The organism is Rhodococcus yananensis (genome assembly GCF_020515525.1).
GTDB lineage: Bacteria > Actinomycetota > Actinomycetes > Mycobacteriales > Mycobacteriaceae > Rhodococcus > Rhodococcus yananensis.
Window position 1 is genome coordinate 15,279 of the sequence record NZ_JAIYEP010000004.1, and the last position, 16,049, is coordinate 31,327.

The 16,049-nt window shown below is 68.4% G+C and carries 12 protein-coding genes; 8 read left to right on the forward strand and 4 right to left on the reverse strand.

All coding sequences use genetic code 11. The features are described from left to right. Positions 1 to 78 precede the first annotated feature (78 nt). The 7 genes from LDQ05_RS01410 (at position 79) to wzm (ending at position 9,759) form a co-directional block, all read left to right on the forward strand. Entirely contained in the window at positions 79 to 1,860 is a 1,782-nt protein-coding gene (locus LDQ05_RS01410) for an AMP-dependent synthetase/ligase (protein ID WP_226435110.1), read from the forward strand. 151 nt (positions 1,861 to 2,011) lie between these two features. Beyond that, complete coding sequence (locus tag LDQ05_RS01415; RefSeq protein ID WP_226435111.1) at positions 2,012 to 2,905, forward strand: DUF8832 domain-containing protein; 894 nt, start codon at positions 2,012 to 2,014, stop codon at positions 2,903 to 2,905. A 39-nt stretch (positions 2,906 to 2,944) separates the two neighbouring features. Then, positions 2,945 to 5,212, forward strand: a complete 2,268-nt coding sequence (locus tag LDQ05_RS01420; protein WP_226435112.1) for a heavy metal translocating P-type ATPase — start codon at positions 2,945 to 2,947, stop codon at positions 5,210 to 5,212. A 73-nt stretch (positions 5,213 to 5,285) separates the two neighbouring features. Further along, complete coding sequence (locus LDQ05_RS01425) at positions 5,286 to 6,737, forward strand: basic amino acid/polyamine antiporter (protein ID WP_226435113.1); 1,452 nt, start codon at positions 5,286 to 5,288, stop codon at positions 6,735 to 6,737. Between the two features lie 78 nt (positions 6,738 to 6,815). Beyond that, positions 6,816 to 8,066, forward strand: a complete 1,251-nt coding sequence (locus tag LDQ05_RS01430) for an arginine deiminase (protein WP_226435114.1) — start codon at positions 6,816 to 6,818, stop codon at positions 8,064 to 8,066. Between the two features lie 65 nt (positions 8,067 to 8,131). Continuing rightward, positions 8,132 to 8,845, forward strand: coding sequence for a DUF6796 family protein (locus tag LDQ05_RS01435; protein ID WP_226435115.1), 714 nt, complete (start codon positions 8,132 to 8,134; stop codon positions 8,843 to 8,845). Between the two features lie 65 nt (positions 8,846 to 8,910). Next, the gene (gene wzm / locus LDQ05_RS01440) at positions 8,911 to 9,759 is read left to right on the forward strand and encodes a galactan export ABC transporter permease subunit Wzm/RfbD (protein WP_226435116.1); all 849 of its coding nucleotides are present in this window, start codon (positions 8,911 to 8,913) and stop codon (positions 9,757 to 9,759) included. Here wzm and LDQ05_RS01445 read toward each other — a convergent pair. Continuing rightward, positions 9,747 to 10,235 carry a MarR family winged helix-turn-helix transcriptional regulator gene (locus tag LDQ05_RS01445; RefSeq protein WP_226435117.1) on the reverse strand — a complete coding sequence of 163 codons (489 nt, stop codon included), beginning with the start codon at positions 10,233 to 10,235 and terminating at the stop codon, positions 9,747 to 9,749. The two genes, wzm and LDQ05_RS01445, sit on opposite strands and share 13 nt — an antisense overlap. Positions 10,236 to 10,280: 45 nt before the next feature. On the opposite strand from LDQ05_RS01445, the gene LDQ05_RS01450 reads away from it, so the two are divergent. Continuing rightward, positions 10,281 to 11,381, forward strand: a complete 1,101-nt coding sequence (locus tag LDQ05_RS01450; protein ID WP_226435118.1) for an aminotransferase-like domain-containing protein — start codon at positions 10,281 to 10,283, stop codon at positions 11,379 to 11,381. A gap of 34 nt (positions 11,382 to 11,415) precedes the next feature. Here the strand turns inward: LDQ05_RS01450 and LDQ05_RS01455 are convergent, their stop codons facing one another. The 3 genes from LDQ05_RS01455 to rfbB all read right to left on the reverse strand — a co-directional run bounded on the left by LDQ05_RS01455 (position 11,416) and on the right by rfbB (position 16,039). Continuing rightward, positions 11,416 to 12,924, reverse strand: coding sequence for a glycosyltransferase family 39 protein (locus tag LDQ05_RS01455; protein WP_226435119.1), 1,509 nt, complete (start codon positions 12,922 to 12,924; stop codon positions 11,416 to 11,418). Between the two features lie 36 nt (positions 12,925 to 12,960). Then, positions 12,961 to 14,862 (reverse strand): glycosyltransferase, encoded by a 1,902-nt coding sequence (locus tag LDQ05_RS01460; protein WP_226435120.1) that lies wholly within the window; start codon positions 14,860 to 14,862, stop codon positions 12,961 to 12,963. Positions 14,863 to 15,031: 169 nt separating this feature from the next. Further along, positions 15,032 to 16,039: a dTDP-glucose 4,6-dehydratase gene (gene rfbB / locus LDQ05_RS01465; protein WP_226435121.1), complete on the reverse strand. Its 1,008-nt coding sequence runs from the start codon at positions 16,037 to 16,039 to the stop codon at positions 15,032 to 15,034. Positions 16,040 to 16,049 lie beyond the last annotated feature (10 nt).

Genomic DNA, 16,049 nt, shown 5'->3' on the forward strand with positions numbered 1-16,049 from the left:
CGGGTCCGGTCAATCCGGTCACCGTCGTGGACAGTCCGATTTACACTTTTCGGCACCATCCACGACCGGGAGCCAGCGATGACACCTCGCGACACACCGCCGTCCACCCTCTGCGAAGCGTTCCAGACCACCGCCGCGGCCCACCCCGACCGCGTCGCCCTGCGCACACCGGACGATTCCGTCCGCTACACGTGGCGCCGGTACGCCGAGCGCGTCGAGAAGCTCGCCGCCGGACTCGCCGGACTCGGGGTCCGGCGCGGCGACACCGTGGGGCTCATGCTCACGAATCGCCCCGAGTTCCATCTGCTCGACACCGCCGCGTTCCACCTCGGTGCCACTCCGTTCTCGATCTACAATTCGCTCACCTCGGAGCAGATCTCGTACGTTCTCGGCAATGCCGGAAACAAGGTGATGATCTGCGAGGAGCAGTTCGTGCCGGTACTGCGTGACGCGCTCGGCGACACCGGTGTCGAACACCTGGTGTGCATCGATGCCCGACCGGAGGGCACGCTGTCCCTCGACGATCTCGAGGCTGCGGCCGACCCGGACTTCGATTTCGCCGCGGCATGGACGGCGGTGCAGCCGGAGGACCTGCTGACCTTGATCTACACGTCCGGGACCACCGGTCCGCCCAAGGGGGTCGAGCTGACCCACGCGAACCTGCTCGCCGAGCTCGCCTCCACCACCGTGTTCCTGCCGACCGGGCCGGACGACCGGATCGTGTCGTACCTGCCCGACGCGCACATCGCGAACCGCTGGGGATCGCACTATTCGAGCATCTACACCGGCATGCAGATCACCACCCTCGACGATCTCAAGCAGGCGATCGCGGTGCTTCCGACCGTGCGTCCCACGCTGTTCGGCGCGGTCCCGCAGGTCTGGTACAAGCTCAAGGCCGCGATCGACAAGACGCTCGCCGACGAGCCGAGCCCGGTGAAGAAGAAGCTCGCGTTGTGGGCGATCGATGTCGGGCGGACACGGGCGCGACTGCAGTCCGACGGCAGGCCCGTCCCCAAGCTGCTGGAGTTGCAGCACGGCCTCGCCGACCGGCTCGTGCTGTCCGCCATCCGGAAGAAGCTCGGTCTCGACGAGGTGCGTGCCGCCGTCACCGGGGCCGCCGCCATCTCCCCCGAGGTGCTCGAGTTCGTGCTCGGCCTGGGCATCCCGTGTTCCGAGGTGTGGGGCATGTCGGAGACGTCGTGTGTGGTCACGATGAACCGACCCGACGCCATCCGCATCGGCACGGTCGGGCAGGCGGTGCCCGGTGTGGAGATCACGACGGCCGACGACGGCGAGCTGCTGGTCAGGGGGCCGCTGGTCATGCACGGCTATCGCAACGACCCGGCGAAGACCGCGGAGGCGATCGACGCCGACGGTTGGCTGCACACCGGCGACATCGCCGAGATCGACGCCGACGGTTACGTGCGCCTCGTCGACCGCAAGAAGGAGATCATCGTCAACGCGGCCGGTAAGAACATGTCGCCCGCGAACATCGAGGGTGTCCTGCGGGCGGCGTGCCCGATGCTCGGGGGCGCCGTCGCGATCGGCAACGACCGCCCCTTCGTGGTGGCGTTGCTGGCGCTGGATGCCGACGGGCTCGCGGTGTTCGCGCAGGAACGCGGGCTCGCCGGTAGCCACGCCGAACTCGCGCAGCACCCCGTCGTCCTCGAATTCGTCGGTAGGGCGGTGGAGACCGCGAACACGAAACTGTCCCGAGTGGAGCAGGTCAAGAAGTTCACGGTGCTGACCACGGTGTGGGAGCCGTCCGGCGACGAGTTGACCCCGACCATGAAGCTGAAGCGCAAGCCGATCGACGCCAAGTACACGGAGGAGATCGCGAAACTGTACGTGGACGCCTGACCGCGTCGCCTGCTCCACCGCACCGCCGCCCCGTGCTCCACGGGGTGGCGGTGTTTCCGTTCGCACATGCCGACACCCTTGACGTTCATACCCCCTAGGGGTATACCGTGGACACGGATACCCTCCAGGGGTATGAGACGAAGGGAGACCGATGAACACCCCCGTTCGACTCGGCCTGTACGGGGCGGGGCTCGTGGCCCTGTTCGCCGCGGCCTTCGGCATCGCGAGCGCCGTCGCGCCCGACGACGTCGCGACGCGGTGGGCCGAATCCACCGCATCCGGCCACGCGGACGGGTACGGACCCGACAGCGACGTCACCGGACTCGCGCTCGCCGACGGCGGCTACCTGCTCGACACCGTCACCGCGCCGCGGGAACCCGACGCCCCCGGCGACCTGACATTCCGGATCCTCGACGTCCACGGCAGCCCCGTCACCGACTACGACGTGGAACACGAGAAGGAACTCCACCTGATCGTCGTCCGCTCCGACGGCACGCACTTCCGCCACCTGCACCCCGCCCGGGACGACACCGGCACCTGGACCGTCCCCGTCGAATGGGCCGCTGCCGGCACCTACCGCGTCTACACCGACTTCACCCCCGCCGGCGCAACACGGACGACGCTCAGCCGCACGGTCGAGGTCGCCGGCCCCGTCACCCCGGAGGCTCCCGCGCCGACGAGCGTCTCGACCGTAGACGGATTCACCGTCACCCTCGGCGGCCACCTCCGCACCGACACCACCGGCACACTCGACTTCACCGTCACCCACGACGGCGAACCGGTGACCACCCTCGAACCGTACCTGGGTGCATTCGGTCATCTCGTCGCACTCCGCGAAGGCGACCTCGCCTACCTGCACTCCCACCCGCACGGCGGAGACGTCGCGGTCGGCGGGACCTCCGGGCCCACGGTCTCGTTCGCGGTGCAGGCACCCACCCCCGGCCGCTACCTGCTGTACCTGGACTTCCAGGTCGACGGGCAGGTGCACACCGCCGCGTTCGCGGTGGACGCGACCGACGGCGCCGACGAGCACCCCCACCCCTAGACCGACACCACCTCCGAACCCTCCGCAAAGGACCTTCCGATGTCAGTCACCCCCGCCGGGCCCGACACCCGCACCACCGGAATCGAACTCGAGATCGGTGGGATGACGTGCGCCTCGTGCGCGGCGCGAATCGAGAAGAAGCTCAACCGACTCGACGGCGTCGACGCGAGCGTCAACTACGCCACCGAGAAGGCGAAGGTCACGGTCCCCGCCGGATACGACCCGCAACGACTCGTCGAGGTCGTCGAGAACACCGGCTACACCGCGACCCTCCCGTCACCCCCTGCCGACGACACGTCGGCCGACGAGGAACCCGCCGATCGGGAACTCGATGCCCTCCGCACCCGCCTGATCGGCGCGGCGGTGCTGTCGGTTCCGGTGATCGCCGTCTCGATGTTCCCGATCCTGCAGTTCGACTACTGGCAGTGGGCGGCCCTGGCACTGTCTTCTCCGGTGATCGTCTGGGCCGCATGGCCTTTCCACAAGGCGGCGTGGACCAACCTGCGGCACGGCGCCGCGACGATGGACACGCTGATCTCCATCGGCACCCTGTCGGCGTTCCTCTGGTCGCTGTACGCCCTGTTCCTCGGCACCGCCGGCGAACCCGGCATGAAACACGCCTTCGAACTGACCGTCGCACCGTCGGACGGCGCCGCCAACATCTATCTCGAGGTCGCCGCGGGCGTCACCACGTTCGTCCTGCTCGGCCGCTACTTCGAGAAACGGTCCAAGCGCCGCGCCGGAGCCGCACTGCGCGCCTTGCTCGAACTCGGCGCCAAGGACGTTGCCGTGCTGCGCGACGGTGCCGAAACCCGCATTCCCATCGGGGAACTCACCGTCGGCGACGAGTTCGTCGTGCGCCCCGGAGAGAAGATCGCCACCGACGGAACCGTGACATCCGGATCGTCGGCGGTCGATGCGTCGATGCTCACCGGCGAGTCCGTTCCCGTGGAGGTCGGCGAAGGCGACACCGTGACCGGCGCGACCGTCAACGCCGGCGGTCGACTCGTCGTGCGTGCCACCCGCGTCGGCAGCGACACCCAGCTGGCGCGCATGGCGCAGCTCGTCGAGGATGCCCAGTCCGGCAAGGCCGACGTACAGCGCCTCGCCGACCGTGTCGCCGGGGTGTTCGTACCCGTCGTCATCGCGATCGCCGTCGTCACGCTCGGCGCGTGGCTGGGCGCGGGCTTCCCCGTCGCCGCGGCGTTCACCGCGGCCGTCGCAGTGCTGATCATCGCCTGCCCGTGTGCGCTGGGCCTCGCCACCCCCACCGCGCTGCTCGTCGGGACCGGCCGCGGCGCGCAGATGGGCGTGCTCATCAAGGGCCCCGAGGTCCTCGAATCGACCCGCAAGGTCGACACGATCGTGCTCGACAAGACGGGCACCGTCACCACCGGGAAGATGACGCTCGTCGACGTCGTCGTCGCCGACGACACCGAACGTGCCGAGTTGCTGCGCATCGCCGGTGCACTCGAACACGCCTCCGAACATCCGATCGCCCAGGCCATCGCACAATCCGCCGCCGACGAGGTGGGCACCCTGCCCGCACCCGAGGAGTTCACCAACGTCGAGGGCAAGGGCGTACAGGGAGTCGTCGACGGGCACGCCGTCGTCGTGGGCCGCGATTCGCTGCTCGCCGACTGGTCGCTGACCCTGCCCGCGGACGTCGCCGATGCCAAGGCCCGCGCCGAACGCGAAGGCAAGACGGCGGTCGCGGTGGGCTGGGACGGCGCGGCCCGCGGTGTGCTCGTCGTCGCCGACACCGTGAAACCGACCAGCACCGACGCCGTCGCGCAGTTCCGCGAACTGGGTCTGACACCGGTGCTGCTCACCGGCGACAACCGTGCGGTGGCGGAGGAGATCGCCCGCGAGGTCGGCATCGAACGGGTGCACGCCGAGGTACTGCCCTCGGACAAGGTCGACGTGATCGCCCGACTGCAGGACGAAGGGGCGGTCGTCGCGATGGTCGGTGACGGCGTCAACGACGCGCCCGCGCTCGCCCGCGCCGACCTCGGCCTCGCGATGGGCACCGGCACCGATGTCGCCATCGAGGCCGCCGACATCACCCTCGTCAGCGGTGATCTCCGTAGCGCCGCCGACGCGATCCGATTGTCGCGGCGCACACTCGGCACGATCAAGGTGAACCTGTTCTGGGCGTTCGCGTACAACGTCGCGGCGATTCCGCTCGCGGCGCTGGGACTGCTCAATCCGATGCTCGCCGGCGCCGCTATGGCGTTCTCCAGTGTGTTCGTGGTGGGGAACAGCTTGCGGCTGCGGTCCTTCCGCGGACGGGTGTCCCCGTCGTGAGAGTCGTCACCCGACTCGGCCGTCTCCGTCGAAACCCTGCCGAGCACGACGGCGATGTGAAAATCTCGGCGGTGTGACGGACAACGCGGAGCAGACGGCAGGGGTGGCACGCACCGCGAAGGTCTCGGTGCTCACACTGACCGCGATGGTGGTCGGATCGATGGTCGGCGCCGGTGTGTTCTCCCTGCCGCGGAGGTTCGGGCAGGAGACCGGTGTCGCCGGCGCGATCATCGCGTGGGTCGTCGCGGGCACCGGCATGTTGATGCTGGCGTTCGTGTTCCAACGACTCGCCGTGCGACGGCCCGACCTCGATGCCGGCGTGTATGCCTACGCCAAGGCGGGATTCGGCGAATTCGTCGGGTTCTTCTCCGCGGCGGGCTACTGGGCCAGCGCGTGCGTGGGCAACGTGACGTACTGGGTGCTGATCACGTCGACACTCGGCGCGTGGATCCCGGCGTTCGGCGCCGGCGACACCGTCCTGGCCTTGGCCGTCGGCTCGGTGGGCATGTGGTTGTTCTTCTTCCTGATCCGGCGGGGTATCAAGGAAGCGACCGCGATCAACCGGATCGTCACGATCGCCAAGGTCGTGCCGATCATCGTGTTCGTCCTGCTGTGCCTGTTCGTGCTCGACCCCGCCGTGTTCGCCGACAACTTCGGCGGCGCCGACTATGCGGGCTCGCTGTTCGACCAGATCAGCTCCACCATGCTCGTGACGGTGTTCGTGTTCCTCGGTGTCGAGGGGGCCAGCGTGTACTCGCGGCACGCGAAACGTCGCGAGGACGTCGGCCGCGCCACCGTCCTGGGATTCCTGTCCGTGTTCGCGATCTTCGCGTCGGTGACGATCGTGTCGTACGGGATCATGCCGATGGGTGAGATCGCCGAACTCCGGCAACCGTCCATGGCCGGGGTACTCGAGGAGGCCGTCGGCCCCTGGGGCAGCACCTTCGTGAGCATCGGCCTGATCGTCAGCGTCCTCGGCGCGTACCTCGCGTGGAGCCTCATGGCCGCGGAGGTCCTGTTCGTGGCCGCGAAGGACCGCGACATGCCGAAGTTCCTGTCGCGATCCACCGCCGACGACGTACCCGTGAACGCCCTGCTGCTGAGCACATCCCTGTCGCAGACGGTCCTGATCATCACGCTGCTGTCGGAGGACGCGTTCGACTTCGCGCTCGACCTGACCGCCTCGCTCACGCTCATTCCGTTCCTGCTCGCGGCGCTGTACGCGGTGAAACTGCGTGCCACGCGGGAGACCTACGGCGACGCGAGCGCACGCACCCTCCGAGGCGACCTGGTGGTCGCGGTCCTCGCGACGATCTACACCGCGTTCCTGCTGTACGCGGCGGGAGCATCGTTCCTGCTGCTGTCGTTCATCTTCTACGCCGTCGCCACCGTCCTGTTCGTCCTCACCCGGCGCGAACAGGGCCGCGCGGTGTTCACGCCGCGCGAGGCGCTCCTGTTCGCGGTCGTGGTGGCGGGGGCGGTCGCCGGCGTCGTCGGCCTCACCGCCGGCTGGATCACCCTCTGACCCGTGCGCCTTTCCGGTAGTCCGGGCTACCGGAAAGGCGCACGACCCGTATCGCCCACCGAAAGGAAAGAGTCCACGATGACGACCCCCGCTCAGCGCACACACGGTGTCCACTCCGAGGTCGGGCGATTGCGCAAGGTTCTCGTGTGCGCCCCGGGGCTGGCACACGAACGACTCACACCGACCAATTCGGACGAGTTGCTGTTCGACGACGTGCTGTGGGTCGAGGCCGCGCAGCGCGACCACCTCGATTTCGTCAACAAGCTCACCAACCGCGGTGTGGAGGTCGTCGAACTGCATGCACTGCTCGCCGAGACGATGGCGATCGGCGAGGCCCGCACCTGGCTGCTCGATCGCAAGGTGGTCCCGAATCGGGTGGGTCTCGGGATGGTCGAGCCCACCCGCAACTACCTCGACACCCTCACGCCCCGCGAGCTGTCGCGGTTCCTCATCGGTGGTCTGTCCACCGCCGACCTGCCCGACGACTTCCGCACCGGCTACGTGTCCCTCGCACGCGAGTCGGTGGGGCTACCCGAGTATCTCCTACCGCCGCTCCCCAACACCCTCTACACCCGCGACACGACGTGCTGGATCTACGGCGGTCTGACGCTCAACCCGCTGTACTGGCCGGCCCGTCACGACGAGACGCTGCTCATGAAGGCCGTGTACACCTTCCACCCCGATTTCGCCGGCTCCACCGTGTGGTGGGGCGACCCGGAGCAGGATTGGGGTCAGGCCTTCCTCGAGGGCGGCGACGTGATGCCGATCGGTAACCGGTCGGTGCTGGTCGGAATGAGCGAACGCACGTCGAGGCAGGCGATCACCCAGTTCGCGAAGGCGCTGTTCGACCAGGGCGCCGCCGACCGCGTCGTGGTCGCGGGCATGCCGAAGCTCCGCGCGGCGATGCACCTCGACACGGTGTTCACATTCGCGGACCGTGATCTGGTCACCGTGCACCCGAACATCGTCGACGGTATCCACCCGTTCACGTTGCGTCCGTCCGACGCGGCTCCGGGTGTCGAGATCACCGACGAGGCGGGCACCGCGTTCGTCGATGTGGTCGCCGCCGCCCTGGATCTGCCGCGGCTGCGGGTCGTCGAGACGGCCGGGGACGCGTATGCGTCGGAGCGCCAGCAGTGGGATTCGGGTAACAATGCCGTCGCCCTGGAACCGGGTGTGGTGTTCACGTACGACCGCAACACCCAGACCAACGCCGCGCTGCGCAAGGCGGGGGTGGAGGTGATCACGATCAGCGGTGCCGAGCTGGGTCGCGGTCGGGGAGGCGGGCACTGCATGACGTGCCCGATCTCGCGCGACCCCGTGGACTGATCCCTGCCACCGACACGCACCCTCACCTCCCCACAGAAAGGGAAGGCAAACCTAAGCTGTCGGCCATGGGTGTGCGACGATCGACGACGACATGGGCACGACGGAGCGCAGCGGCCGGTGCAGTGGCATCGGCGTGCTTCACCGTCGGTGACCTTCTCCTGCTGGGCCGACGGGGTCGCCCCGCGGAGCATCGGCTGCTCCGCGAGGAGACCGATCTGCACGACGCCGCGGAAACCTTCCTCGGATCACCCACGACGCGGATGCGCGCCGGCGGGCTGTGGGGCGTGCTGTCGTCACCGCTGCACATCGCGTCGGCATGGCAGCTCTACGATGCGCTCCGACCGACCGGCACCGCCCGGGCCGCGCGCATCGCGGGCACCTACGCGGGCGCGTGGGCGATGGCGTCGTACATCCACGGCGCCTTCTACCCGTGGGGTGCCGCCTTCCACACCGCCGAAGCCGCCGACCCCGGTACTCCCCAGCGGGCAGCGGCACTCGGGCAGGCCGCAGAGATCGAACGGTCCGTCGAGATCCCCTACGCCGTGTTCGGCGCCGCCCTGACCGGCGTGTCGGTGGAGGTCTCGATGCTGGCTGCGCTGGGGCGCACCCGATATCCGCGATGGTCGGCACCGCTGGTCATGCCGCTGCTGCCGGTCGCCGTCACCCTCGCCGCGACGAAGCTGCTGCCGACGCGGCATCGTGAACGGTGGGAGGGAGCCGGAATCAGTCTCGGCGTGCTCGCGTCCAACATCGCCGCCGCCGCCGTGCACCGCTCCTGAGCTCACACGCCGTCCGGGTCGCCACCGCACGGACGGAGAAACACGCGCGGGTAGGCTCGGGACTCGTGTCTGATGCCCTCACCGTCGAGAATGCACCGATCGAATCGTCGTCGCGCAGTTTCCGTCGCGCGTTCGAGGATCTCCGCGACGGTTTCTCCCACCGCGAACTCTGGCTGCACCTCGGGTGGCAGGACATCAAGCAGCGGTACCGCCGGTCGGTGCTCGGCCCGTTCTGGATCACGATCGCGACGGGTGTGTCGGCGATCGCGATGGGCGTGCTCTACGGCACGTTGTTCAACCTCGACGTGCCCGAGTTCCTTCCGTACGTGGCGCTCGGCTTCATCATCTGGAACCTGATCAGCGGCGCGATCCTCGAGGGCGCCGACGTGTTCATGTCGAACGAGGGCCTGATCAAACAGTTGCCCACGCCGCTGAGTGTGCACGTGTACCGACTCGTGTGGCGGCAGATGATCCTGTTCGCCCACAACATCGTCATCTACATCGGCATCCTCATCGTCTTCCCCCAGCCGCTGCACTGGACGGCGCTCGCCGCGATCCCGGCGCTCGCTCTGATCGCGATCAACGCCGTGTGGGTGGCCCTCGTGTTCGGCATCCTCTCGACCCGCTACCGCGACATCGCGCCGCTGCTCGGCAGCATCGTCCAGCTCCTGTTCTTCATGACGCCGATCATCTGGACGGAGAAGACCCTCGAGGGCACCGGCAACGAGGGTCGTGCCCGGATCGCGGAGATCAATCCGCTGTACCACTTCCTCGATATCGTGCGCACTCCGCTGCTCGGCGGCGACCAGCAGCTGTACCACTGGGTGATCGTGCTGGCGATCACGGTGCTCGGCTGGATCCTCGCGCTGTGCGTGATGCGCAACTACCGCTCCCGGGTCGCCTACTGGGTGTGAGTGTCGGCCCCACCCGACACGGGCGGGGTGTCGCGTAACAACTCCATGATCGTCCGCCAGGACCGTTCCGCTCCGTTACCGGCCCGGCGGAACACGTCGTCGAGCAGGTTCATCTGGGTGTCGACGAGTTCGGACTCGAGTTCGCGGCCCGCGTCGGTGACGGCCAGTCGTCGGACCCTACGGTCGTCCGGGTCGGTCGTGACCGTGAGCAGACCCTGGTCCACCAGGTCGCGGACGGGCCGGTGCAGGGCCTGCTTGGTCACGCCGAGGACGTCGAGCAGCGCGCCGACGGAGATCCCGTCGTCGCGGCGAACGAAGTGGAGGACGCGGTGGTGGGTGCGACCGAGTCCGCGTTCGGCGAGCAGCCGGTCGGGTAGCGCCGTGAAGGTGCGGTAGCCGAAGTAGAAGTCCTCGATCGCGCGCCGCAGCTCCGTCTCACGATTTGGGTCAAACACATTGACCTTCTGTTCGTTCACGCCCTAGGGTATGTCAACTTCATTGACCTACCGAAGGACGGCATCATGTTCTCCCACCGCGTCGCAGCGCTACGACCGTCACCGATCCGCGAGATCCTCGGTGTCGTCGACCGGCCCGGCATGGTCTCGTTCGCCGGAGGTCTCCCCGCCACCGACACCCTCCCGCACCCGAGAGTCGACCTCGACCCCACCACCCTGCAGTACGGACCCAGCGAAGGCGACCCGGCGCTGCGGGCCGTCGTGTCCGAGAACCTCCGCGGACTCGGCATCGACGCGCCCCCGGAACGGGTGCTGATCCTCTCCGGCAGCCAGCAGGGGATCGACCTCGTCGCGAAACTGTTCGTCGACCCGGGCACCCCCGTCGCCGTCGAGAACCCCACCTACCTCGCCGCCCTCCAGACCTTCCGCTTCCACGGGGCCGCATTCACCGACCTCGATTGGACCGACACACCCGCCGCGCCCCTGACCTACGTCGTCCCCACCTTCGCGAACCCCACCGGCCGCTGCGCGACCACCGCCGAACGCGACGCCCTGGCCCGCGCCTGCACCGACGGCGGCGTCACCCTGTTCGAGGACGACCCCTACCGGGAACTGGCCTACGGTCCGTGCGACCGCACCCCGATCGCCGCGCGGATGCGGGGCGGCTCCTGGATCTACCAGGGCTCGTTCTCCAAGACGTTCGCACCCGGGCTGCGACTCGGCTTCCTCGCCGCCTCCGACGACCTGTTCCCCCGACTGGTGATGCTCAAGCAGGCCGTCGACCTGCACAGTTCGTCGCTGTCACAGAAGATCGTGCTCGACGCGATCACCGCCGGCACGTGGCCGGGCCGCCTCACCGACCTCGCCGCGTTCTACCGGCGACGCCGCGACACCTTCGACGCCGCCCTCCACCGCCACTTCGACGGCCACGCCACCTGGAGCCCCCCCGACGGCGGACTCTTCTTCTGGCTGCGACTCGACCGGCCCGTCGACACCCGCACGCTGCTCCCCGAGGCGATCACCCGGAACGTCGCGTTCATGCCCGGCGAGGAGTTCTACGCGGGCGAGCCCCGCCTCGGCACCCTCCGCCTCAACTTCAGCCACGCCGACGCCGACGCCACCGAACGTGGCCTGCGCACGCTCGCCGATCTCCTCACCGAACAGTGACCGCCCACCGGACACCACCGACCCCACCTGCCGGTCAGCCCGTCGGCACACCCGTCCGTTCGACGGCGTCCTCCCCCGGCCCCGCCCGCTCGAGACGCACGATCTGCAGGTGGTGCACCGGCTCCGCGTCGACGACGACGAACCCCACGCCGGTGAGCGCCCGATACGTGTCGGTACCGGCGAACCGGTACGGCTCGAACCGCCACCACACGTTGTTCGGATGCCACAATCGCCACGCCGTGTCCCGGTCACGGTCCGCGACCACCCACACCACGTCGCACCGGTCCGCGGCGCGTTCCGCGAGGACATCGGGCGGGGCGTCGCTCGACCACAGGTTGTCGCGCTCCGCGGCACTGCGCCCGAGCCCGACGTCGTCGAGCCGCTCGGCGAGGTCGGGGCGGGCATCCGCGACCGAACGGGGGGACGTCGGCTGCCACGACACGGTCGGTTCGAACGCCAGGCAGTCCCCCGGTCGCGACACCTCGAGCAGACGGTCCGCGACCGCCGTGTAGTCGGATCCCCCAGGCTTCCCGAACGGTTGACGTTGCGCCACGTAAGCGGGCGCCACCGCCACCGCGACCGCCGCCAGACCCACCGCGACCACCCACCCCCGCGCCGTGATCCGCGCGAGCATCCACCCCGCCGACAATGCCATCGACGGCACCGTGAACGCCACGTAGCGGTCCAGATAGATGTTCTCCGACACGACCGACACCGCGAGCAGCAACGCCATCGGCACCACGACACCGGGCACGGCCAGCCACGGCAGGATCCGCTCCCGCGCGCCCACCCCCGACGCGACGACGCACACGGACCCGACCACGACGATCACCGCGCACATCGCCGCCGCCCACGGTGCCTGCGGGAACCACTGGTCCAACAGCACCGTGCGCACCACCGTGCCGTCCAACGGCGGAATCCACGACACCTGTTTCTTCTGCGACCACACGAGAAACACGAACGGTGCCGCCGCCACCGATCCGACCGCAGCCGACACGAGGAACCGCAGTCGGTCGCGACGCACCGCCAGCACCGTCACCGCGTGTGCCACCACCAACGTCGCCGTGTACACGAAGGTGACGGTCGCGAGCGTCACCATCGGTGCGTACAACACCCACCAGCGCGCGTGACCGGAAGTGATCGCCGCGGCCACCAGCCACGACAACACCGCGGCCCCGGCGATCGCGAACGCATACGAACGCGCCTCGGTCGCCGCCCACGTCACCCTCGGCGTCAATGCGAACAGCACACCCGCCGCGACCGCGACGCGCGGACCCGCCAGGATCCTGCCGGTGGCGGTGACGGCAGCGGCACCGACCCCCAGCGCGACGGCACCCGGGATACGGGCCGTGAACTCGTCGATCCCGACCAGTGAGAACCACCCGTGCAACAGCAGATTGTGCAGGGCGTGCACCGCGTCGCGCTGCGCATGCAACGCCACGAATCCGTCCAGCGGACGGTTCGCCGCCGAGATCGTCGCGGCCTCGTCCCACCACAGCGACGGAACCCACGAGAAGGCTGCCCCCACCAGCACGGTCGCCACCCCGACCAGCAGAGGCAACGACCGGCCGAGCACCGGTTACCCGTCGATTCCGTACAGACGCGCCCAGTTCTCACGGCTCGTGAGTTTCGGCATCGCGTCCTGCCACACCCGCTTCATGTGGGGAGCCTCCTTGCGCAGCTGCCAGCACACTCGTGCCGCATGCTTCGCGAGGTCGACGGCGGTGTCCTTGTCGCGACGACGCACCCGCACCGCGTTCTGGGAGGCATCGGTGACGACCGCGTTGTCGAACAGCGACACGTGCCACCAGCTCGCGAAATGCGCCGGCACCGTCACCGGGCGCCCCTGGACCCGACCGGTGAACTGCTGCACCGCGCGCTTGAGCAACACCAACCCCTCGCGCGACTCGTCCGGCTCGAACTGCCACACCGACATCTGGGTGTGCGGGTCGGACTCGTTGCCCACGTCCACGGCCGGCTTCGGCTTCGTCTCCGGGTAGCGGTCACGCAACTCCCGCAGTTCCCTCAGCACCGCCTGCCCGCCGTCGTACAGGACGTCGGGCCCGGCCAGGAAGTCCTCCGCAGCCTTGATGAACGTCGCCGCCAGCCCGTACTGCATCGACACGATCAGCTCGCCGATCTTGCGGAACAGATACTTCGCCATGTCCGTGCCGTCGAACCGACCGTAGATCGACGAAACGATCAGACCGTTTCGGATACTGAAGTAACGCGACCAGTCGTCGTAGTCCTTCAGATGGAAATCGGCATGCCACACACCGGCGTTCGGCAGCGTGACCGTCGGGTGACCCGCGAACCGGGCGCGGATGCCGTACTCGATGTCGTCCCACTGGAAGAACAACGGGATCGGAAGCCCGCAGTCGGCGATGATCTCGGCGGGCAGCAGGCACGTCCACCAGCCGTTCCAGCCCGCGTCGAAACGCGCGTCCTGCTTCTTCTTGACCAGGTCGATGCCCATCCGCGCGCCCGGGGTGAGTGCACCGGCGGTGATCTCGTCGAGCACTTCGCGTTCGGCACTCACGTGCAGGATCTGCGGGTTGCTCAGCGACAGCATCTGCGCGCCGACGATCGTGGGCTGCACCGTCATGTTCGCGAACGCGTTCATCCGCAGCACCGACTCGGGTTCGCACAGGATGTCGTCGTCCATCACGATGACGTTCGCGTGCGCCGAGTTCGGCGAGCCCGTGATCTCGTACATGCCGCGCGAGAACCCGCCGGCACCACCGAGGTTGGGTTGGGTGAGGTACTTCAGTTTGCCGCCGAGCTTCTCCTCGACCTCCGCGAACGCCGCGCGCGACCGCACCTGGTCGGTGCCCTGGTCGACGATGCACACCGCGTCGATGTCGGCCATCGCATCGTCGTCGGATGCGAGGGTGCCGACGGTGACGGTGCAGTCGTCGGCGCGGTTGAACGTGCAGATCACCACCGCGGCCGGGCGCAGATGCTCGGGCGCCGCGACCGTCCACCGCACATCGGACACCAGCAGCGAACCGTTCGTGGCCTCGGCCACGAACCACATCGCACCTCCGTCGACGAATCGTTCGATGGGAAGCTCGAGGTCGAGATCGCCGGAACCCGACACCTTCTCGACGGTGACGATGCGCTCGCGGCCCCGGGCGTCGGACGCCCACACCGCGAACGAAGCGCTCCCCGAGGACGCGTAGGTGAGCTGCAGGCTCACCGTCTTCACGTCGGTCCAGCGCTGCCAGAAGCTCGCCGGAAACCGGCCGAAGTACGTGTTGGTGCCCGCCTTCGCGCCCGCGGCGAGTTGCAGTCCGTGACGATCGGCGGCGGCATCGCCCTTCGTGACGACGTACATCTTCTCGGGGACCCGCTCCGACAGCGATCCGAACAACCCTCGTTGGACGATCAGCCGGTCGCGGCGGACGGGTTCGACGAGGGCGTCCCCCAGCGCGTCGACAGTCTTCTCGTTCGTCACGTCGCCGGCAGATGCCTGCTCCATCGAGCTACTCCCCGTTGTGGTCGATCCTTGTTGGTCCGGATGCGACAGTAGCAGCGGCCACGACCCGCTTCCCTGCTCACGCAAGTCGACGACCGGTTCGGTCGGAACAACCGGAATGTCCTCTATATCCGGAACAACCGCTGTATCCGGAACAACCGCCCGACGGCGGTCAGGATCCCACTATCCGCTCGGTCCGGGCATAGGCCGATTCCGTCGCATCCTTGGCGGGCCGCCACCACCACTCGTGGTCGCGGTACCAGGCGACCGTCGCGTCCAGACCGGACCGGAAATCGCGGTACCGGGGTTCCCACCCCAGTTCGGTGCGCAGCCGGGTCGCGTCGATCGCGTACCGCAGGTCGTGACCGGGCCGGTCGGTGACGAAGTCGAAGTCCGCGCGGTCCTTCCCACACGCCTCGAGGATGGTCTCCACGACGGTGCGGTTGTCGAGTTCACCGTCCGCACCGATCAGGTAGGTCTCGCCGATCCGGCCTCGCTCGACGATCGTCCACACCGCCCGGTTGTGGTCGTCGACGTGGATCCAGTCACGCACGTTCTCGCCCGAGCCGTACAGCTTCGGCCGCACCCCGGTGAGCACGTTGGTGATCTGCCGCGGAATGAACTTCTCCACGTGCTGGTAGGGACCGTAGTTGTTCGAGCAGTTCGAGATCGTCGCGCGCACCCCGAAGGAACGCACCCACGCCCGCACCAACATGTCCGAACCCGCCTTCGTCGACGAATACGGGCTCGACGGGTTGTACGGGGTGGACTCGGTGAATCGGGCCGGATCGTCGACGGCGAGATCGCCGTACACCTCGTCGGTGGAGATGTGGTGGTAGCGCACGTCGTGCTTGCGCACCGCCTCCAACAGTGCGAACGTGCCCACCAGATTGGTCCGTACGAACGGCGACGGGTCGGCGAGCGACTTGTCGTTGTGGGATTCCGCCGCGAAGTGCACGACCAGGTCAGTGTCGGCGACGAGCCCGTCGACCAGCGCCGAGTCGGCGACGTCTCCGTGAACGAACTCGATGCGGTCGGCGACCGAATCCAACGACGCCCGGTTACCCGCATAAGTGAGCTTGTCGAGCACCGTCACGCGCACATCGGGGCGTTCCGCCACCGTCTGATGGACGAAGTTCGCGCCGATGAACCCGGCACCGCCGGTGACGAGCAGTTTCATTGCGACCACC